The 20196-nt window shown below is 35.7% G+C and carries 19 protein-coding genes; 14 read left to right on the plus strand and 5 right to left on the minus strand.

Annotated features, from left to right (window positions below; all coding sequences use genetic code 11):
- Positions 1-283 precede the first annotated feature (283 nt).
- From ODR02_RS21290 to ODR02_RS21330, 9 genes are all read left to right on the plus strand, one after another.
- On the plus strand, positions 284-424 hold the full coding sequence (locus tag ODR02_RS21290) for a bacteriocin-like protein (protein ID WP_153816321.1): 141 nt from the start codon (positions 284-286) through the stop codon (positions 422-424).
- A gap of 226 nt (positions 425-650) precedes the next feature.
- Positions 651-2078, plus strand: coding sequence for an adenylosuccinate lyase (gene purB, locus ODR02_RS21295; RefSeq protein WP_076597264.1), 1428 nt, complete (start codon positions 651-653; stop codon positions 2076-2078).
- A gap of 51 nt (positions 2079-2129) precedes the next feature.
- Positions 2130-3101, plus strand: coding sequence for a WG repeat-containing protein (locus tag ODR02_RS21300; RefSeq protein WP_309513484.1), 972 nt, complete (start codon positions 2130-2132; stop codon positions 3099-3101).
- A gap of 230 nt (positions 3102-3331) precedes the next feature.
- On the plus strand, positions 3332-4333 hold the full coding sequence (locus tag ODR02_RS21305; RefSeq protein WP_309513485.1) for a PDDEXK nuclease domain-containing protein: 1002 nt from the start codon (positions 3332-3334) through the stop codon (positions 4331-4333).
- Positions 4334-4359: 26 nt separating this feature from the next.
- Positions 4360-8055, plus strand: a complete 3696-nt coding sequence (locus tag ODR02_RS21310) for a phosphoribosylformylglycinamidine synthase (protein ID WP_309513486.1) — start codon at positions 4360-4362, stop codon at positions 8053-8055.
- Positions 8033-8449 carry a ribonuclease inhibitor gene (locus ODR02_RS21315; RefSeq protein ID WP_309513487.1) on the plus strand — a complete coding sequence of 139 codons (417 nt, stop codon included), beginning with the start codon at positions 8033-8035 and terminating at the stop codon, positions 8447-8449. The genes ODR02_RS21310 and ODR02_RS21315 overlap by 23 nt, the downstream gene beginning before the upstream one ends.
- Before the next feature lie 584 nt (positions 8450-9033).
- A complete protein-coding gene (locus tag ODR02_RS21320) occupies positions 9034-9663 on the plus strand; it encodes an SGNH/GDSL hydrolase family protein (protein WP_309513488.1) in 630 nt (209 codons plus the stop codon).
- Positions 9663-9995: a gamma-glutamylcyclotransferase family protein gene (locus ODR02_RS21325; protein ID WP_309513489.1), complete on the plus strand. Its 333-nt coding sequence runs from the start codon at positions 9663-9665 to the stop codon at positions 9993-9995. The genes ODR02_RS21320 and ODR02_RS21325 overlap by 1 nt, the downstream gene beginning before the upstream one ends.
- A gap of 193 nt (positions 9996-10188) precedes the next feature.
- The gene (locus ODR02_RS21330; RefSeq protein WP_309513490.1) at positions 10189-10647 is read left to right on the plus strand and encodes a GyrI-like domain-containing protein; all 459 of its coding nucleotides are present in this window, start codon (positions 10189-10191) and stop codon (positions 10645-10647) included.
- Between the two features lie 148 nt (positions 10648-10795).
- Here the strand turns inward: ODR02_RS21330 and ODR02_RS21335 are convergent, their stop codons facing one another.
- On the minus strand, positions 10796-11152 hold the full coding sequence (locus ODR02_RS21335) for a diacylglycerol kinase family protein (protein ID WP_309513491.1): 357 nt from the start codon (positions 11150-11152) through the stop codon (positions 10796-10798).
- Positions 11153-11336: 184 nt separating this feature from the next.
- On the opposite strand from ODR02_RS21335, the gene dnaN reads away from it, so the two are divergent.
- The 5 genes from dnaN to ODR02_RS21360 all read left to right on the plus strand — a co-directional run bounded on the left by dnaN (position 11337) and on the right by ODR02_RS21360 (position 17578).
- The gene (dnaN, locus tag ODR02_RS21340; RefSeq protein ID WP_034699704.1) at positions 11337-12467 is read left to right on the plus strand and encodes a DNA polymerase III subunit beta; all 1131 of its coding nucleotides are present in this window, start codon (positions 11337-11339) and stop codon (positions 12465-12467) included.
- Positions 12468-12670: 203 nt separating this feature from the next.
- A complete protein-coding gene (locus tag ODR02_RS21345) occupies positions 12671-13501 on the plus strand; it encodes an AraC family transcriptional regulator (RefSeq protein WP_309513492.1) in 831 nt (276 codons plus the stop codon).
- A 63-nt stretch (positions 13502-13564) separates the two neighbouring features.
- Positions 13565-14197: a DUF417 family protein gene (locus tag ODR02_RS21350; protein WP_309513493.1), complete on the plus strand. Its 633-nt coding sequence runs from the start codon at positions 13565-13567 to the stop codon at positions 14195-14197.
- 191 nt (positions 14198-14388) lie between these two features.
- Complete coding sequence (pheT, locus tag ODR02_RS21355; protein WP_309513494.1) at positions 14389-16791, plus strand: phenylalanine--tRNA ligase subunit beta; 2403 nt, start codon at positions 14389-14391, stop codon at positions 16789-16791.
- A 376-nt stretch (positions 16792-17167) separates the two neighbouring features.
- The gene (locus ODR02_RS21360; RefSeq protein ID WP_209783969.1) at positions 17168-17578 is read left to right on the plus strand and encodes an META domain-containing protein; all 411 of its coding nucleotides are present in this window, start codon (positions 17168-17170) and stop codon (positions 17576-17578) included.
- A 49-nt stretch (positions 17579-17627) separates the two neighbouring features.
- On the opposite strand, the gene ODR02_RS21365 is transcribed toward ODR02_RS21360, so the two are convergent.
- Genes ODR02_RS21365 through bla-A form a run of 4 tightly spaced genes read right to left on the minus strand, consistent with a single transcriptional unit; the run spans position 17628 to position 20140 of the window.
- A complete protein-coding gene (locus ODR02_RS21365; protein ID WP_002977986.1) occupies positions 17628-17867 on the minus strand; it encodes a hypothetical protein in 240 nt (79 codons plus the stop codon).
- A 51-nt stretch (positions 17868-17918) separates the two neighbouring features.
- Positions 17919-18809 (minus strand): 3-hydroxybutyryl-CoA dehydrogenase, encoded by an 891-nt coding sequence (locus ODR02_RS21370; protein WP_185126801.1) that lies wholly within the window; start codon positions 18807-18809, stop codon positions 17919-17921.
- 10 nt (positions 18810-18819) lie between these two features.
- Positions 18820-19230 carry a hypothetical protein gene (locus ODR02_RS21375; RefSeq protein WP_105680641.1) on the minus strand — a complete coding sequence of 137 codons (411 nt, stop codon included), beginning with the start codon at positions 19228-19230 and terminating at the stop codon, positions 18820-18822.
- 31 nt (positions 19231-19261) lie between these two features.
- Positions 19262-20140: a CGA/CIA family class A beta-lactamase gene (gene bla-A / locus ODR02_RS21380; protein ID WP_309513495.1), complete on the minus strand. Its 879-nt coding sequence runs from the start codon at positions 20138-20140 to the stop codon at positions 19262-19264.
- Between the last annotated feature and the right edge of the window lie 56 nt (positions 20141-20196).

Here is a 20196-nt window from a genome sequence, read left to right on the forward strand (position 1 = left end):
TAACCCTCTACACCCACTTTATCAAGAGGCTATAGCCTGTTCCTGAACGGTCTCAAGCCCCTTATTGAATTCCCTTTACCCACTTGTTTAACAGGGTATACCCCCTTACCTAAGGGGGTAGAGGGGGTTGGTGAAAGGGGTAGAAGGTTATGGGATGATATAAGTAGTATGAAATGAATAAGTTATATTTTTATATCTGAAAAAAATGTATATTGGTATTACCAAATTAAAGCGTAATCCGAAAAGCATATAGAGTAGGAAAAAAAATCAAAAAATTAGTATTATGAAAAACCTAAGAAAACTTTCAAAAAGAGAATTAAAAACAGTTCAGGGAGGAATCCCAATGTGTCTGCCAGGATATTTCTGGTGTTCATTTGTAAAAAAATGCATTTCTGTGGGATCACCATGCGGACTTATTGATTAATCTGATTGATGACAATAATGTAAAGAACAGGCTGCTTCAGAAATGAGGCAGCCTATTTTTAGCGGATGATTCCCGTCTTGAACTTTTGTATACTTTTGCTTCAAGGTAAAAGTATAAATGAAAACTCTTTATTTGATTCAGGATATGGTTGAAAAATCATAAAAGCAAGATTTTTATCTCTCACCGAAAAACCGTATTTTTGTACATCTAAAAAGTAAAAGAACGAATGAATTCCTACAAAAATCCATTGGAAGAACGCTACTCCAGTGAAGAAATGTTATTTAACTTCTCGCACAATAACAAATTCCAGAATTGGAGAAAGCTTTGGATAGCTCTTGCTGAGATCGAAAAAGACCTTGGTCTTGATATCACAGATGAGCAGATTGCAGAATTGAAAGCTAATGCTGAAAATATCGATTACGTAAAAGCAGCAGAGTACGAAAAAAAATTCCGTCATGATGTAATGGCTCACGTTCACGCCTATGGTGATGTGGCGCCTTCAGCAAAAGGAATTATCCACCTTGGAGCAACTTCAGCTTTTGTAGGAGACAATACAGATTTAATTCAGATCCGTGACGGACTTTTAATCCTAAAGAAAAAGTTGGTGAACGTGATGAAGAATCTTTCGGATTTTGCAATTCAGTATAAAGATCTTCCTACTTTAGGATTTACTCACTTCCAGCCGGCTCAGTTGACAACAGTTGGGAAAAGAGCAACACTTTGGTTACAGAGTTTGGTTCTTGACATCGAAGAACTGGATTTCTTTCTTGAAACTCTTCGTTTCAGAGGGGTAAAAGGAACTACAGGAACTGCTGCAAGCTTCCTTGAACTTTTCAACGGTGATTATTCTAAAGTAAAACATTTAGATAAAGAACTTTCAAAAAGATTCGGTTTCGAAAAAGTTTTCGGAGTTTCCGGACAGACTTACGATAGAAAAATTGATGCGAAAGTAGTTGCTTTATTAGGAAATATTGCACAATCTGCGCACAAATTCACAAACGATTTACGTTTACTTCAAAACCTTAAGGAAATTGAAGAACCATTCGAGAAAAACCAGATCGGTTCCTCTGCAATGGCATACAAACGTAACCCAATGAGAAGCGAAAGAATCGGGGCGTTGGCAAAATACGTAATGTCTTTGACAACAAGTTCTGCAATGGTAGCTTCCACACAATGGTTTGAAAGAACATTGGATGACTCTGCAAATAAGAGATTAACAATTCCTCAGGCATTTTTAGCGGTGGATGCAATCCTATTAATCTGGAATAACATCATGAACGGAATTGTTGTTTATCCAAACAGAATCAACAAACACATTATGGAAGAACTTCCTTTCATGGCGACTGAATATATCATCATGGAAGAAGTGAAAGCTGGTGGTGACCGCCAGGAGATTCACGAAGTGATCAGAGTTCACTCGATGGAAGCTTCCAAGAAAGTGAAAGAAGAAGGAAAAGAGAATGATCTTATCGAAAGAATCTTAAACGATGATTCTTTAAAACTAGACAAATCAAAACTGAAAGAAGTTTTAGATCCTAAAAACTTTATTGGTTTCGCGCCAATCCAGACGGAGGAATTCATCAAAAATGAAGTGCAGCCGATTATAGACCAAAACAAAGACTTAATAGGATTGGAAGCTGATCTTAAAGTATAAAACAATATGCAGTCTTTTGGGCTGCATATTTTATTTCCCACTCCAAATAATATGAAAAAACTACTATTAACCATTCTGTTAGCACCAATCATTTCTTTTTCTCAGACTAAAGGGGATTTACATTATTTTAAATCCAAAGATTCTTTAGTTGGAGTAAAAGATAAGGCCGGAAAAATAATTGTTCCGGCACAGTTCAAAATCTTTTCATTCCTAAAAGATGGAGATCCTGTAGAAGGAGAAACAATTCTTTTTGATGGCAGTAAAGAAGGTGAAAAGTCAGAAAAAAATGCATGGGGATATGTGTACGACAGAAAAGGTAAATTTCTGTATCAGCCATTCCTTTATGACAATGGAGCAGATTATTTCTCTGAAGGACTAAGAAGATTGGTTAAAAATGGTAAAGTAGGATTTGCAGACCGAAACGGGAATACTGTTATTAGAGCTGAGCATGACTTTGCATTTCCTTTTAATTACGGATACGCCACCTTTTGTGACGGCTGTGACTGGGAAAAAACAAATGACGAGCACAGATCCATCGTAGGTGGAAAATGGGGTGTGATGAACGTCAAAGGGCAAATCATTCAGCCATTGGCGAAACCAACAGAGCAGGATGTTGAAATAGACGGGAAATACTACCCGAATCCTTTTCAATACAATGAAAAAGAGAAGAATGTCCTTCAGTTCTTTGAAAAACAGAAGAAAAAGCTTTCAGATCTTTATTATGTAAATTTTTACAATAAACTGTCTGAAAAAGAAAAGAATCTGTTTTTTGAAATTGTAGAAAGGCCAAAAGAAAACTTTCCCTATTATCAGGTGAATACTTATAATTGGAAGAAAAAGGATTTGGATATGCTTTACCGCTTCAAATTCCTGGTTTCAGAAGATGGGAAAACATTTTATGCGATTGAGGATTTTAATGAAAAGAAAATTCCTTTTGAAAACTGGTTGAAAGAAGAAATAAAAAATGCAGAGAACTTTCAGAAAGAACATAAGGACAATCCTAATAAGTTTATAAACAAATAAAATAAATTTGGAAATTCCATAGGTCAAATTTGAAGAAAATACGACTTATTCCTTTAAATTTGTACAGAATAATGGTTAGAGGGAAATATTTCTCTCAAAAATTTCCAATATAGATGGGTTTAAAGAAAAAAACTTTAGCTTAGAAAAAGTAAAAAGAAAAATAAATCTAATATTAAAAATCTGACATCTAATTTTTAATAATGTTACAGAATCAAAATCATCAACAATTAATGACAGATCTTAAGGAGCTGGTAGACAAGACAAGAAGTCAGGTTGCAGCTCAGGTAAACTCGGCAATGGTGGTTTTGTACTGGGAAATAGGAAAAAGAATAAATGAAGATGTTTTAGATAATAAGAGAGCAGAGTATGGCAAAGAAGTTATTGTACAAATCTCTCAGCAACTTACGTTAGAATTTGGAAATTCATTTTCTGAAAAAAATATCCGGAAAATGATGCAGTTTGCGTCTGTTTTCAGTGATTTTAATATTGTCGCATCAGCGATGCGACAATTATCGTGGACTCATTTTCTACTCCTTATTCCTATTTCTCAAGATACTAAAAGAAACTTTTATCTTGAAGTTTGTAAAATTGAAAATTGGAGTGTCAGAGTCTTGAGAGAAAAAATCAATTCTCTGCTTTTTGAACGAACAGCAATAAGCAAAAAGCCCGAAGAAATAATAGATAAAGAACTGAAAAACTGGTCTGAAAATAATATTTTAAACCCTGACTTAGTTTTTAAAGATCCCTATTTTCTTGATTTTTTAGAATTGAAAGATACCTTTTCTGAAAAAGATTTAGAAGAAGCCATTATTGTGGAACTACAAAAGTTCATTTCTGAATTAGGAAGTGATTTTGCCTTTCTTTCAAGACAAAAAAGAATCACAATAGATAACAGAGATTATTACCTGGATTTACTTTTCTATCATAGGAAACTAAAATCTTTAGTCGTTATCGAACTGAAATTAGGTGAATTTGAAGCAAGCCATAAAGGGCAAATGGAGCTTTATCTCTCATATCTTAATAAATATGAAAAAGTAGAAGGTGAAAACCCGCCCATTGGTTTAATCCTTTGTTCCGGGAAAAATTCCGAACATATAGAACTCATGAATCTGGAAGGAGATAATATAAAAGTAGCAGAATATTTACTTATCTTACCTTCTGAAAAAGTTTTGCTTGAAAAATTGCATCGTTCAATAGAGATAGCAAGAAATAAATTTGAAAATAAAAAATAAATCTAATATTAAAAATCTGACATCTAATGTCTAATAACAAAAGAATTTTCGTAGAAAAAAGAGGAATTTTCGATGTTGAAAGTCCAAAAATTTTTGATGAAGTAAAAGCGGTGGTTCCGGCTGTTCAAAGCGTGAAAGTATACAATGTATATGATATTTTCAATTTGAATGACGGAGAATTTGAAAAAGTGGTGAACAACACTTTCGTAGACCCTGTTACTGATATTTTACATACAGAAAACCCTGCAAAAGCTATTCATTTCGGAATGGAGTTTTTGCCAGGACAGTATGATCAGAGAGCAGATTCTGCACAGCAGTGTATCGCTTTGCTGACAGAAAATGAAAAATCAAAAGTAAGAAGTGGAAAACTGATCGAATTTGAAGGAGTTTCTGAAGCTGACTTGGTTAAAATCAAAGACCTTTTGATCAACAAAGTAGAATCTCAGGAAAAAGACTTATCTATTTTGGATATTCCTGCAGATGAAACCCCGTCAAAAGTAATCATCCACGAAAATTTCATCAATTTCAATGATGCTGAACTGGAGAGTTTCTATAACAATCATGGTTTTGCATTAGGATTGGATGACCTGAAATTCATTCAGGAATATTTCAAGACTGAAGAGAGAAATCCTACGGAAACAGAACTTAAAGTATTAGACACCTATTGGAGTGACCACTGTCGTCACACGACTTTTGAAACAGAATTGTCAGACATTCAGTTTGAAGGTCAGTTCAAACACACATTGGAAACGATCTTCAATGACTATATCGAAAAAAGAAAATTCTTAGGCCGTGAGCTGAAGCCAATTTCATTAATGGATCTGGCAACAGTATGCGGTAAATATTTCCATAAAACAGGGAATCTGGATAACCTTGTCATTTCTGATGAGATCAATGCATGTACCATCCAGATCGAAGCTGAATACGATGGTAAAAAAGAACCCTGGTATTTATTATTCAAAAACGAAACACACAATCACCCTACAGAAATTGAACCGTTTGGTGGAGCATCAACGTGTTTGGGAGGAGCCATCAGAGATCCATTATCCGGAAGATCTTTCGTTTTCCAGGCGATGAGATTAACAGGGGCTGCAGACGTTTTAGAATCAGTAGACCAAACATTACCAGGGAAATTACCTCAGAAAACGATTACAAAACAGGCTGCCAACGGATATTCATCTTATGGTAACCAGATTGGTCTTGCTACCACAATGGTTTCTGAAATCTATGACGAAGGTTATAAGGCGAAAAGAATGGAAGTAGGTTTCGTTACCGGAGCTGTTCCTGTAGACTGGGTAAGACGTGAGAAGCCTGAAAACGGTGACTCTATCATTATCTTAGGAGGAGCAACAGGTCGTGACGGAGTAGGAGGAGCAAGCGGAAGCTCAAAAGAGCAGGACGAGACTTCAATCCACACCATGAGTTCTGAAGTTCAGAAAGGAAATGCGGTAGAAGAACGTAAAATTCAGAGACTGTTCAGAAATCCTGAAGTAACCAAGTTGATTAAAAAGTCAAACGACTTCGGAGCAGGAGGTGTTTCTGTAGCCATCGGTGAAATTGCAGACTCTTTAGAAGTGAACCTTGATGTATTACCATTGAAATATGAAGGATTGAACGGAACCGAACTGGCTATTTCTGAATCTCAGGAAAGAATGGCGGTAGTTGTAGATCCTCAGGATAAAGAAAAATTCATCAAATTCTGTGAAGCTGAAAACATTGTTGCCGTAGAAGTGGCAAAAGTAACAGATTCCGGAAGAATGCAGATGTTCTGGAAAGGAGACAAAATTGTAGACCTTTCAAGAGCTTTCTTAGATACCAACGGATGTTCAAAATCTCAGGAAGTGAAAATCACTCACCTTGAAGACGTAAAAGAAGAAACGAAAGCTTTCACCGCAGAAAGCTTCCTGAACATCTTAAAAGATAAAAATGTAGCTTCCCAAAAAGGGCTATTGGAAATGTTTGACTCTTCCATTGGAGCAACTACAGTAGCCATGCCTTTAGGTGGAAAATACCAACAAACCCTGATGGAAGGAAGTGTACAGACACTACCGATTTTAGGAGCAAAAGATATTAAAACCGTTTCTTTGGCAAGCTGGGGATTTGATGCAGAAATTTCAAAACAAAACTCACTATTAGGATCATCATATGCTGTAGTAGAAAGTGTTGCGAAGATTGTTGCCATGGGAGGTGATTACAAAAACATCAGACTAAGCTTCCAGGAATACTTCGAAAAATTAGGGCAGAATCCTGAGAAATGGGGGAAACCTTTAGCTTCACTTTTAGGAGCTTATGATGCTCAGATCAATTTAGGTCTTGCAGCGATCGGAGGTAAAGATTCCATGAGTGGAACATATCAGGATCTGAATGTACCACCAACCCTGATTTCTTTTGCATGTGCCAACGGAGATAAAGAAAATATCATCTCTCCTGAACTGAAAAATGCAGGAAACAAACTGTATTTCTTCAATCATGTTGCTCAGGAAAGCGGACTTCCAAACTATAATGCTTTAAAAGACGTTTTTGAATTCATTTTCGAAAACATCAAAGCAGGAAAAATCGTTTCTGTAAAAACAGTAAAAGAAGGAGGCCTTGCGGTGGCACTGGCAAAAATGAGCTTCGGAAACAGATTAGGTGCTGAGGTTAATGCTGATGAAAATGTAGTATTAGCTAAAAATATCGGTAGCTTAATCATTGAAGCAAAAGAAGAATTAAGCTTTGCTGCTCTTCAGTTGATTGGAGAAGTAAAAGATTCTGGTATGGTAAAGATCAACGGTCTTGAATCCAATATCGTAGATCTTGTATCTGCTAATACCAATACATTCGAGAACCTTTTCCCGACAGTAGAAAAAGAAAAGATCACGGTTGAAATTGATGAAAAATCAAATTCAATCCACCCAAGAAATATTATCATTAAAAAACACAGAATTGCACAGCCTAAAGTTTTTGCTCCGGTATTCCCGGGAACCAACTGTGAGTATGATACGCTGAATGCATTCCAGAAAGAAGGTGCCGTAGTAAGCAGCTTGCCTTTGATCAATATCAACCACCAGTTACTGGACGAAAGCATTGATGCTTGGGTTGAAGAGATCAGAACTTCTCAGATTCTGGCATTCTCAGGAGGTTTCTCCGCAGGAGACGAGCCGGATGGTTCTGCAAAATTCATTGTTAACGTTCTGAAAAACGAGAAAATGAAAAATGCAGTACACGAATTATTAGACAGAGACGGGATGATCATCGGGATCTGTAACGGATTCCAGGCGCTTGTGAAATCAGGATTGCTGCCTTACGGAAGAATCAAAGATCTGGATGAGAATTCTCCGACATTAGCTCACAATGCTATCAGAAGACACATCTCTCAGATGGTAACTGTACAGGTAGTGAATGATGAAAGCCCTTGGTTAAAAGGAATGAAAGGTCAAACTTTCACTATTCCGATTTCTCACGGAGAAGGACGTTTCATGGCGTCAGAAGAAGAGATCAAAAAGCTGTATGAAAATGGGCAGATTGCAACCCAATATATAGACTTTGATGGAAACATCGCCCACGGGATGCCGTTCAACCCGAATAACTCATTATTCGGAATAGAAGGAGTTACCAGCCCATGTGGAAAAATCTACGGAAGAATGGGTCACCCGGAACGATTTGCAGAAGGTCTCATGAAAAATATACCTACCGCGAATTATCACAACATATTCAAAAATGGAGTTGAATACTTCAAATAATAATACAAGAAAAATGATCGTCATCCATGGCGGTCATTTTTCATCTTTAGGAGGTTTCTATGAAGAAGTTTCCAACGTTCTGATGAAAGATGTGGATTGGAAAGTAGGAACGCTGGATGGCTTCGATGATATTCTATACGGTGGTTTCGGAGTATTTGAAAATAAAGAAGAAATTGAAATTATCTGGAAAGAATCACAGAAATCAAAAGAAGATCTGGGCTTTACTGCCACACGTGAATTCTACGAAAATAAAATCAGACAGGGAAAACCTTTCAACACAGAATTGATTCAGCAAAAATTAGATGATTTGACTGAAGGAAAAGGACAGACCCTTTTTGATATTCTAATTGAGATTATAGAATCACATACCAATATTACGTTGAGGTTGGAATGATGAGTAATGAGAATCTTAAACCATTAAGAACAGTAAAGATTTTAAGACAAGTTAAGATTCATCAACGATGAATAAAACAGTCTGCTTAATAAGAGCTTTAGCTTTTATCTTAATAATTCTTCATTCCTTATGAAATCTTAATGGTTCAATAGTTTTATAATTAGAGTGTTACATCAGCTTCATAAAATCAACTTGTTGATTCTCTCTTTGCTTCCTGGAATCAACATAATAACAATAAAATCTTCGTTAAAAAGCAGAATAAATATTTAACCATTAAGAATAGTGAAGTTTTTAAGACAAGTTAAGATTCATTGCTGATGAATAAAGGATTTTGCTTCGTAATATCTTTAGCAATTGTCTTAATTATTCTTCACCTCTTCAAAAATCTTAACGGTTTAAATCACTTCTTTCAGCTAGAGCATCAGTTTGTCTATTGCTGAGTGAAACGCCTTTGTGAACGAAAAAAATAAAATTAATATAAACACTTAGAGCCTTTTGCGTTAAAAACTATGCAAGCTAAAAGACATTAATCATTTTTCTTACTATTTTTACTTCAACAAAAAACAGGAAACAATAAAAGTGGAATGAAGAAAATTATTTACGGGCTGTTCTTCGGTGACAGCATTACCTATGGGGAATATGATGGCGTTTTTGGAGGTTGGGTAGATATTTTGAAAAGATATGCTCTGCAGAAATTTCACGAAGGAAATGGAGATGAACTGATTCTCTTCAATCTCGGAATAGGAGGAGAAACTACGGAAGGTTTACTGAAAAGGATTCCTCACGAATTAGACGCAAGAAATTCCCCTGATGGAAATATTGTTTTTCTAAGCTACGGAGCCAATGATCTGGCTATGAAGGAGGGAATACAGATGGTAAATCCTGAAAAATTTAGAAGCAATATTAAAAAAGCTGTTGAACATGCCAGACGATTCTCCAATGAGATTTATCTTGTAAGCATTCTCCCTTTCTCTCAAAAAATAGATGGAGTTGTGGTGAGTTCTGGTAAAAAAAGAATCAATGAAGATGTCGTTGCTTATAATCAGATTCTGAAAAATATTGCAGCCGAAGACTCTTTGACGTATATTGATTTTTATTCCGCCTTCCTGGATGATAAAGAGATCCTGCTTTCATCAGACGGTGTACACCCGAATGAAAAAGGCTATGGAATGATGGCCGAAATCGCAATCCCAATCATTGAAAAACATTTATAATGCCCCATTTATTTTCTTACGGAACCCTGCAGAAAGAGCAGGTTCAAATGGAAACCTTTGGAAGACTTTTACAAGGTGAAAAAGATATTTTATCCGGCTACAGATTAAATATGCTTGAAATTACAGATCCGGAAGTACTGCGAAAAAGCGGTCAGAAATACCATCCGGTTCTGAAGTTTTCAGGAAATGACAGCGATCAGGTAGAAGGAGTACTTTTTGAAGTGACAGAAGCAGAAATTCTTCAGGCAGATGAATACGAAGTGGATGATTATAAAAGGATAGAAACTGTTTTTAAATCCGGGAAGAATGGATTTATCTATGTCGGGAAATAGTCATTGCGAGCAAAGCGAAGCAATCTCAATAAACATTATTTTTAATTTACAAAGGCATTCAATAGGAGTGGGCTAAAGCCCACTCATTCTAAAAAACACAAATCCATTGGCTTTAGCCAAAACTTTAAAAACCTCCTGACATACCCTTGTCACAACCTGTCCTTATCTTTGTCTTATAACAAAAAATCAAGAAATGAATAACGTGAAAGTAGAACCTTTTAAGGTAATCGGTATTTCAGTAAGAACCACTAATGAGAATGGACAGGCAGGAAAAGATATTCCGGTATTATGGGAAAAAATGATAAGCGAGGATATTCTCAATGCAATTCCGAATAAAATAGACCATACTATTTACTCTATCTATACGGATTACGAAAAAGACCATACCAGGCCTTATACCACAGTTCTTGGGTGTAAAGTAGAAAATCTTGACACTATTCCGGAAGGAATGGTAGGCTATTCTTTTGAGGGTGGAGCATATGTGAAATTTACAGCAAAAGGAGATCTGTCAAAAGATCTTGTTATCAATGAATGGTTGAAAATCTGGCAAATGGATTTAGGAAGAATATTTACAGCCGATTTTGAAATCTATGGAGAAAAAGCACAAAATCCTTCAGATGCAGAAGTTGATATTTTAATTGCTGTGAAATAAAACGCAGAAAAATCTCTTGCTTTTGCAATTGTTTGAACTGAAGATGTGACATTCCCATCCCTCGGAGGGGTGGCAAAAATTCAAAGAATTTTTGACGGGGTGGTCAAACATGTAACCTAAGTATTTGCAAGCAATGTTTCAGATTTCTTTATCTAAAAACATATTTCCAGTACACCAGAATTCCGACAATCACGGATGCAATGGCTGTCAGCATTACAGCTCCAGCAGAAATATCTTTAATAAAGCCGATTCTTTTGTCGAAATTAGGCTGAATGATATCACAGATCTTTTCAATGGCTGTATTGAAAATTTCGGCACTTAAAACAGCAAATGAAGCGATGAAAACCAATGCAGCATCTGTATTACTCAGTCTGAAATAAAAAATAAAAAAGAGATTCACAAAAAATACCAGAAGCTCAATCTGGAAATTTCTTTCCGTTTTAATCATCAGAAAAATACCCCTGAAAGCATTGAGAAAACTTTTATGGATAGGAGGTTTTTGCATGATTTTGAACTTTTCAGACAAAGATAGTCTTTGTATTTTGATAAAAAAATGAATCTCCGAAGAAATACAAGCATAATGTCAAGGCTCAAAACAAATTAAGGATCTTTGTGAAAAACTCCTCTATATTATTCTTTTCTTTGTTGTATCTATTTATTATATTTGTAGAAACTTATTTTATAAATCTATGAAATTTATTATTTCAAGTGGTGAACTGCAGAAGGCGTTGCAAACTGTAAGTGGCGTAATATCAAGCTCTCAATCGAGACCGATTTTAGAAAACTATCTTTTTGAATTAGACGGAAATAATGTTACCATTACAGCATCTGACGGCGAGACAACTCTTGTTACTTCTCTGGAAGTAAAGTCTGATGATACAGGTAAATTTGCTGTTCCTGCTAAAATTTTTCAGGATTTTATCAAGACATATGGTGAACAGCCTTTAACATTTGTTGTAAAAGACAATGCGGAAGGAACGGGAAGCCAGCTTGAGATTTTAGATGAAAAAGATAATTTCGCAGTAGCATTAGACAATGCTGATGACTATCCTGAATTGCCAGAATTTGACGCTTCACAAAGCGTAACGATGCCGGCAGGAGTGTTGTCTGAAGCTTTGACAAACACACTATTCGCTACAAGTAACGACTCTCTTCGTCCGGTAATGACAGGAGTTCTTTTCCAGTTTGGAGAAAACGAAACCAATTTCGTTTCTACAGACTCCCACAGATTGGTGGTGTACAAAAGAGCAGATCTGATGAATGCCGAACCAATGGAGTTTATCATGCCTAAAAAGCCTCTTAACATTTTCAAAAATATCCTGGCTAGTTCCAATGAAGACGTTACCATCGACTTCAATGAGAATATGGCTAAGTTTACTTTTGGTAAGCATATCTGGATCTGTAGACTGATTGACGGAAAATATCCTAACTATACAGCGGTAATTCCAAAAGAAAATCCAAATGTATTGACAATCAACAGAAACTTATTACTAGGAGCGATCAAAAGAGCATCTATTATGTCTAATAAATCTACCAATCAGGTAAGATTCAAGCTTTCCGGAAATATTCTTCACCTTCATGCAGAAGATACTGAATATGCAAACAAAGCAGACATGCAGATTCCTTGCGACTACAACGGAGAAGATATCAATATCGGGTTCAGCTCTAAATTCTTAACTGAAATGCTGACGATCTTAGGATCTGATGATATCACTATGAAAATGTCTCAACCTAACAGACCTGGGATCATCGAACCTCTTGACGGTCTTGAAGAAAATGAAAATATCTTAATGTTATCAATGCCGGTAATCGGATTGTAATCTTAAGATAACAAATAATAGAAAGCCGGAATTTTCCGGCTTTTGTTTTTATGTAATATTGGTAATTCCTGAAAGAATAGAAAATATGTTTTTTGTTTAAAACACGAATTACACAAATTTTTTCACAAAAATCACAAATGAAAACCATACGGATCGTGTTATTTGCGGGTCATTAGTGTCATTAGTGTTTAAAATTGCTCATCATGGAAATAAAAATACAGTCTTATCATACCTCAGATTTTCCCTCAGAATTGACTACGGAAAACTACAGTGTCATTCTGTGGAAAGGAGCTGGTGTTTTTTCTGTAGATGATATCAACTATTCTTACAGCGGATATAATATTCTGTTTCTTTCCCCTTATCAGAAGGTTAAACTGGCTTTAGAATCTGATGAGACTGTTCATATGCTTTTCTTTCATGGTGATTATTACTGCATAGAATATCATAAAGAAGAGGTGGCATGCAACGGATTGCTTTTCAATAATATTTATCTGAACCCGGGAATTGAATTGTCAGAGAAAAACTATCATTATATTCTTGAGCTATTTAATCATATTGAAAAAGAAGAATCTGAAAAACATCCGTTCTCGGAATCCATTATCAAAACCTATATCCAGCTTATTCTTGCTATTGGAAGTAAACAGAAAAGCAGTATGGAAAACACTACGGTTTCTCATGATAAGCTGCCTAATAAAAATGCTGCAGAATTTCAGAAACTGTTGGAAGTCCATTTTAAAAATGAAAAAGAACTTTCCTTTTACAGTGACAAACTGAGCATTACCAATAATACATTAAGTAAAGCGGTAAAGAAGGAGTTTGCCAAAACACCTACTCAGCTTATTAATGAAAGAATTATTCTTGAATCTAAAAAACTGTTGCATTTAACCTACAGGTCTGTCAAAGAAATTGCTTCGGAACTTGGCTTTGCAGATGAGTTTTACTTCAGCAGGTATTTCAAAAAATCGGTAGGATGTTCCCCAAAGAAATACAGAGAAAAAGTGGGAATCTCGGTAGTGGCGAAAATGTCCATGTAATGTCCTCAAATATCTATGTTGGCGCGGTAAGCATGTGAATACCTTTGATAAAAAATAAATCACATGCAGAACAACAGTATTTACCGCCATTTATTACAATTGGATACTTACTTTTTCAATTTTCTAAGAATTTCAATTTTCATTGTTATGGCCTGGATTGGAGGCTTAAAGGCATTTCATTATGAAGCGGATGGGATTGTCCCTTTCGTTGCCAACAGCCCTTTGATGAGTTTCTTTTACAAAAATGCAGATCATAAAGTTTTCAATGAAGATAAAAAGCTTGTTGCAGAATATACTCTGTATAAAAATCCTGAAGGGAAAGTGATCCAGAAAAACATCGACTGGCATAAGGAAAACAGAACGTATACTTTTTCCTATGGTTTGGGATCAATGATTGTTATAATCGGATTTTTGGTGCTGTTAGGAATCTGGTTTCCTAAAATAGGAGCCGTTGGAGGTGTTTTAACATTTTTAATGTCATTCGTCACACTATCATTCCTGATAACAACGCCGGAAGTATATGTACCCAATCTGGGCGGAGATTATGCGACTCCTCAGTATGGTTTTCCCTATTTGTCAGGAGCAGGACGTTTGGTTTTGAAAGATATTATCATGATGGCCGGAGGGCTGGTATTATTTTCTGACAGCCTGAAGAAGATCGTAAGACCGTTGGCCAATAGATTCCCGAATCCGTAACAGAAGGATTAACGAAAATTTATTATCTTAAAATCGCTTCTAAATTTCTCTATTTCTCAAAAAAACACGACATTTGTAGCTCGAAAAATCATACCGGAATAAGGTGTGGAATTTCAAATAAAAGTTTCAAAATAGAGCAGGTGAAATCTTAGAACTCATCTGACGAATTAAATAAGTAGATAGATTAACAAATGAAAATATCAAACAACTGGCTGAAGGACTTTGTAAAAACGGAATCAAAAACTGAAAGAATCGGTGAATTCCTTACAGATATTGGTCTTGAGGTTGAAGGGATAGATAAATTTGAAAGTGTAAGAGGCAGCCTGGAAGGAATCGTTGTAGGTAAAGTACTGACTTGCGAAAAACATCCTAATGCTGACAAACTGAAGAAGACAACAGTAGACGTAGGAAACGGAAAAGTGTTGAACATTGTTTGCGGAGCTCCTAATGTAGATGCAGGACAAACTGTTCCTGTAGCCGTTGTCGGAACTAAAATCTATGACAAAACCGGAAACTTTTTTGAAATTAAAGAAGCAAAAATCAGAGGTGAGGTTTCTCAGGGAATGATCTGTGCAGAAGATGAATTAGGTCTTAGCGAAGATCACGGAGGAATCATGGTGCTTGATGAAACCAAATATGAAGTGGGGAAAAACTTTGCTGACTATTTTGAGCTTACCAATGATGAGGTTTTTGAAATCGGATTAACACCCAACAGAACAGATGCTATGTCTCACTATGGTGTTGCCAGAGATTTACATGCCTATCTTTCTACCAATCAATTGAAATCTCAATTCAATAAAGTAGCTTCTGAAGTTTTGAATAATGAGGGAACTCATGATTTCAAACTGGAAATTGAAGATGCTGAATTGTGCCCAAGATACATCGGAGCTGTTATTGAAAACGTAAAAGTTGCAGAATCTCCATCTTGGTTAAAAGACAGACTGAAAGCCATTGGACTTAGCCCAATCAATAATGTTGTAGATATTACCAACTATATTCTTCACGGGTACGGACAGCCGCTTCACGCATTTGATGCTGATAAAATTGCAGATAAGAAAGTGAAAGTGGGGGTTGTAAAACCGGGAACAAAGTTCACTACTTTAGATGGTGTTGAAAGAACATTGAATGGTTCTGAAATCATGATCAAAGACGGTAAAGATAAGCCAATGTGCATTGCCGGAGTATTTGGTGGTGAGAATTCAGGAGTATCTGAAACAACAAAAACTATATTCCTTGAAAGTGCTTACTTCAATCCGATTGCTGTAAGAAAAGGAGCTAAAGCGCACAGCTTGAATACCGATGCTTCTTTCAGATTTGAAAGAGGAGTAGACCCGAACCTTACAAGAACAGCCATCACTCATGCTATTAAAATGATTCAGGAAATTGCTGAAGGAAAATTAGTAGGAGAGTTACTGGAAGAATATCCTAAAAAAATAGAAGATAACTATGTGATTATCAGATTCTCTAAAATTGAGCAGATTTTAGGAACAAAAATTCACAGAGAAAAAGTAAAGGAAATTTTAAAAGCGTTGGAAATTCAGGTATTAAATGAAATTCCTAATGGTTTTGAAATCTCCGTTCCTGCTTACAGAGCAGATGTGACAAGAGAAATTGATGTGATTGAAGAGATTTTAAGAATCTACGGATACAATAAAATTGATGCTCCACAGAAGTTTTCATTTACGCCGGTTAAGCTGAGTACTAACGATCAGGATGAACTGGAAAACAACTGGGCAAGAACTTTACAAAGCATTGGCTTCAATGAAGTAATGAACAATTCATTGACTTCTGTAAAAGATGAAACGGATGCGGTAAAACTATTGAATCCTTTAAGCGGTGATTTGGCGTTCATGAGAAAGTCTTTATTGGAAGGACTTCTTCAGAATACAGTTTATAACATCAACAGAAAGAATCAGGATATTAAATTCTTCGAATTAGGAAAAATTTATCACAAAAAAGATAAATACGAAGAAAGAAAACAATTGGCATTATTGGTTTCCGGAAGAGATATTGCTGAAAACTGGCTTCAGCCAAAGTCTGCTGTAAGTTTCTATAACCTTAAAGCTTATGTAAAAGTTTTATTGGAAAGACTTGCGGTAGATTACAAAGAAGTTGCTCTATCTGATGACAGATTCTCTGATGCTTTGGCATATGAGGCAGAAGGTAAAACGTTGGTAAGAATCGGAAAAGTAGCTCCAGCTTTGTTAAAAGACTTTGATATTGACCAGGAGTGTTTCTATGCAGAAATTGAACTGGAATATGCTCAGGAATTACGTTCTAAAAATGAATTGAAATTCAAAGACATTCCGAAATTCAACAAAATCAGAAGAGACCTTGCTTTATTGATTGATAAAAATGTAAACTATCAGGATTTATATCAGACTGCTAAAAAGAATAAATCTTCGTTCATTAAGAGCATCAACCTGTTCGACGTGTATGAAGGGAAAAATCTTCCTGAAGGTAAGAAGTCTTATGCTATGAGCTTTGAGCTGTTAAACGAAGAAAAAACACTGGAAGAAAAAGAGATTACCGAAGTAATGGACTCTTTGATTAAAGCTTTCCAGAAGGAATTCAACGCAGAGTTGAGATCTTAATACTTGAAAATACTTATTTCATTATAACTAAAACGGACTTACAAAAAGTCCGTTTTTTTGTTTTTAATTTTTAAAAAAAATGTATTCATGTAGTAAGTTTCGGCTAAAGCCAATTGAATATTGGTTGTAAGTAAAAACGGGCTAAAGCCCGTTCCTATTGAATCGTATTAGTGATATTAGTGGAAATATTAGTGTTATTCGTGTTTAAAAGAAAATAGCATTTTCCAACCTTATTAAAACAAAAAAAGGCATTTATAACTGAAATTAATCCCGGAAAAATATTCAAAATATCAACTGTTAAAGAATAATAAAATTCATGGCAACCCGTTTAAATAATATAATTTCCGTAAATTTGGGTTAATTCAAAAAGAAAAAAATGAAAAATCTTTTTTTAAGTATATGTACCGCTGCAGTATTGGCTTCTTGTGGATCAATGACAAGTCCGTCTGCGTCTAAAGTAGGAAAAGCTCAGCCTGCTCTTACCAATACCAAATGGACTTTGGCTGAAACGGTAAAAGGTAAAGTTCCAACATTGAACATTGAAGGAGAGAAGATCACAGGAAATGCAGGATGTAATAACTATTTCGGAGCGGCTACAATAGATCCGTCTACTGGAAGTTTTACTGCAGGACAAATGGGATCTACAAAAATGATGTGCAACAACATCGGAGTAGAGCAGAACTTTATGGATATGATGGGAAAAGCAAACAAATATGTGATTTCCGGAAATACTTTAGAATTGTATAAAGACAATCTTTTACTATTGAAATTCACAAAATCAGAATAAAAAAACAAAAGGAACTCAATTGAGTTCCTTTTTTATGTTTAGAGTGTTATTAATCTTCCTCTTCTTCGTCGTACTTAGCCAATTCTTCGTCGCACCATTTGAACGCTGCTTCTACTACTTTAGTAGCCTCGTCTGCCATCGTTTCTTCATCATCACCTTCAAGATCATCTAACCACTCAACTTCTTCTTCCTCAACGTTTAAGATAAATCTTGGATATTCTGTATGAACCACGAATAGATCCTCTGGAAATTCCGAATTATCTGCTAATAAAAACTTTGGTAATTTCATTTTTTTAATGTTTTAACTTTCTCAAAGATAATTAAAATTATTGATTTAAGATTACTTCAAAAACATTTTTGAAACTTTTTCAGCTTTTTTGCTTTCAGAATAATCGTAGAACCCTTCTCCTGATTTTACACCCAATTTTCCGGCTGTCACCATATTTACAAGCAATGGGTTCGGAGCGTATTTAGGATTTTTGAAACCATCATACATCACATTCAGGATCGCAAGACATACATCAAGACCAATAAAGTCTGCAAGCTGAAGAGGACCCATCGGATGAGCCATTCCCAATTTCATAACCGTATCAATTTCTTCTACACCAGCCACACCGTTATAAAGTGTTTCGATAGACTCATTGATCATAGGCATTAAAATTCTGTTGGCTACAAAACCAGGATAATCATTCACTTCTACAGGAACTTTACCCAATGTTTTGCTCATTTCATAGATAGAATCAAAAGTCTCTTTGGAAGTAGAATATCCTTTGATAATTTCTACCAGTTTCATAATAGGAACCGGGTTCATGAAGTGCATACCAATTACTTTATCAGCTCTTTTGGTAGCTGCAGCAATTTTTGTAATAGATATAGATGAGGTGTTGGTTGCAAGAATACAGTTGGCAGGAGCCAGTTCATCCATCTGACCAAAAATCTTCAGTTTAAGATCAAGATTTTCCGTAGCAGCTTCTACAATAAGATCAGCGGATCCTGCGGCATCATTCAATGCTGTAAAAGTAGTGATGTTACCTAGTGTTTCAGCTTTTTGCTCCTCTGTAAGGTTTCCTTTTGCAATGATTCTGTCAAGATTGGTAGTAATGGTTTTTAAACCTCTGTCCAAAGCGTCCTGGGATACGTCTACAAGATTTACTTTAAAACCGCTTTGTGCGAAAGTATGTGCAATACCATTTCCCATGGTTCCCGCTCCGATAACTACAATGTTTTTGATCATTTTTCCTTTATTTTTTATAGATAGTTAAATTTTTTACGTCTGCAAGTTCAGATTGTGTAACAACAGCTGTGGAATCAAAGAAAACATTTCCCACACTTTGACTTTTCTTATTGTTGTTCTGGTTGGAAACAGCAGCTGTTAATCCCCGTACCAGTCGTTTTTTTTGATTCTTGGTAAGAAAATCAGTGCCTACATATAATGTATATTCGCCCTCTCTGCCTCTTCCTTTTTGGATCAGGATTTCCATGCTTTTTATCTGGCTTTTATTCTTAAATTCTTTCAGAAAGCTCATGACAGGTTTGTCAGATGCAGGACCACAGCATACACTTCCGTAGCTTATCTCTAAATAATTCTGATTCTTCTGCGAATAAAAGAATGTGAAAGCCAATAGAGCTGTTGTTATTATTATTTTTTTCATGTTAAATCGCTTTAAAAATAAGCTTAAAATTTTACTTATTAAAATATTCCCAAACCTCCCTGGAAATATCCGAAATCATCCTGCAGTTCACCGCATCGGTTTCCATTGAATTACTGACAAATACAGCTAATGCATAATGTTTGCCATTAGGTAAAGTAACGATTCCTATTTCATTTTCTGCCCCCGTTAAACCTGCTTTATTCTTCCCGGAAGCTCCCGTTTTTCTTGCGACAGGAGTGTTTTTCGGAAGTTGTTCCACCATTTTATTTAATCCCGTTGAAGTAGACCACAGAACTTTCATCAGATAATCCGTAGATTTTTTTGATAATAATTTCCCGTCATACAGTTTTTTCAGGGCATCAACTGCAGATTTTGTAGTGCTGTAATTCTCATACTGAACATTCCAGTCCTTATGCATGGCTTCTTCATTATATTTGATCTGAAATCCTTTTACTCCTTTTGAATCCATAAACTTCTGAACGGTCTGGGTTCCTCCCAATAATTTGATAAGAATATCACAGCCGTTATTATCACTTCTGGCAACCGTATATTCAATCACTTCACTTAGTGGAATTTCAACATTTCCTCCAGGGTATTGATCACGAAGCGGCGACCATGTATTTTCTAATAAATTGGACTTGTCCAGTAGAACTTTCTGATCCAGGGAAAGTTTTCCCTGATCTACAAAATTCAGAACTGCTGCTGCAATGTGAAATTTAAATACACTTTGCATCGGAAGCTTTTTGTCTGCATTTTTATCATATTTGAAACCGTTTTCAAAGCCTAAGACAGAAACTGCTACAGTAGCTTTTTTGTTCTTAAGAATTGTATTTATTTTTTGTTCCAATAGTGATGTCTGAGCAAAAGTGAATGCTGAAATCAGAAGAAAAAGAAGGGCTGTTTTTTTCATAATAATGTAATTAAAAAAGCTCTCCTCCAAAGACCGGAAGAGAGCTGCAATTTAAG

Source organism: Chryseobacterium sp. CFS2, from assembly GCF_036543225.1.
Lineage (GTDB): Bacteria > Bacteroidota > Bacteroidia > Flavobacteriales > Weeksellaceae > Chryseobacterium > Chryseobacterium culicis_A.

Excerpts from the sequence above, each read along its gene's own strand:
- ODR02_RS21300 (WP_309513484.1), top strand. The coding sequence starts at position 2,130 with ATGAAAAAACTACTATTAACCATTCTGTTAGCACCAATCATTTCTTTT.
- ODR02_RS21310 (WP_309513486.1), top strand. The coding sequence starts at position 4,360 with ATGTCTAATAACAAAAGAATTTTCGTAGAAAAAAGAGGAATTTTCGAT.
- ODR02_RS21330 (WP_309513490.1), top strand. The coding sequence starts at position 10,189 with ATGAATAACGTGAAAGTAGAACCTTTTAAGGTAATCGGTATTTCAGTA.
- ODR02_RS21360 (WP_209783969.1), top strand. The coding sequence starts at position 17,168 with ATGAAAAATCTTTTTTTAAGTATATGTACCGCTGCAGTATTGGCTTCT.
- ODR02_RS21325 (WP_309513489.1), top strand. The coding sequence starts at position 9,663 with ATGCCCCATTTATTTTCTTACGGAACCCTGCAGAAAGAGCAGGTTCAA.
- ODR02_RS21375 (WP_105680641.1), bottom strand. The coding sequence starts at position 19,230 with ATGAAAAAAATAATAATAACAACAGCTCTATTGGCTTTCACATTCTTT.
- ODR02_RS21350 (WP_309513493.1), top strand. The coding sequence starts at position 13,565 with ATGCAGAACAACAGTATTTACCGCCATTTATTACAATTGGATACTTAC.
- ODR02_RS21305 (WP_309513485.1), top strand. The coding sequence starts at position 3,332 with ATGACAGATCTTAAGGAGCTGGTAGACAAGACAAGAAGTCAGGTTGCA.
- bla-A (WP_309513495.1), bottom strand. The coding sequence starts at position 20,140 with ATGAAAAAAACAGCCCTTCTTTTTCTTCTGATTTCAGCATTCACTTTT.
- ODR02_RS21320 (WP_309513488.1), top strand. The coding sequence starts at position 9,034 with ATGAAGAAAATTATTTACGGGCTGTTCTTCGGTGACAGCATTACCTAT.
- ODR02_RS21315 (WP_309513487.1), top strand. The coding sequence starts at position 8,033 with ATGGAGTTGAATACTTCAAATAATAATACAAGAAAAATGATCGTCATC.
- purB (WP_076597264.1), top strand. The coding sequence starts at position 651 with ATGAATTCCTACAAAAATCCATTGGAAGAACGCTACTCCAGTGAAGAA.
- ODR02_RS21290 (WP_153816321.1), top strand. The coding sequence starts at position 284 with ATGAAAAACCTAAGAAAACTTTCAAAAAGAGAATTAAAAACAGTTCAG.
- pheT (WP_309513494.1), top strand. The coding sequence starts at position 14,389 with ATGAAAATATCAAACAACTGGCTGAAGGACTTTGTAAAAACGGAATCA.
- ODR02_RS21335 (WP_309513491.1), bottom strand. The coding sequence starts at position 11,152 with ATGCAAAAACCTCCTATCCATAAAAGTTTTCTCAATGCTTTCAGGGGT.
- ODR02_RS21345 (WP_309513492.1), top strand. The coding sequence starts at position 12,671 with ATGGAAATAAAAATACAGTCTTATCATACCTCAGATTTTCCCTCAGAA.
- dnaN (WP_034699704.1), top strand. The coding sequence starts at position 11,337 with ATGAAATTTATTATTTCAAGTGGTGAACTGCAGAAGGCGTTGCAAACT.
- ODR02_RS21365 (WP_002977986.1), bottom strand. The coding sequence starts at position 17,867 with ATGAAATTACCAAAGTTTTTATTAGCAGATAATTCGGAATTTCCAGAG.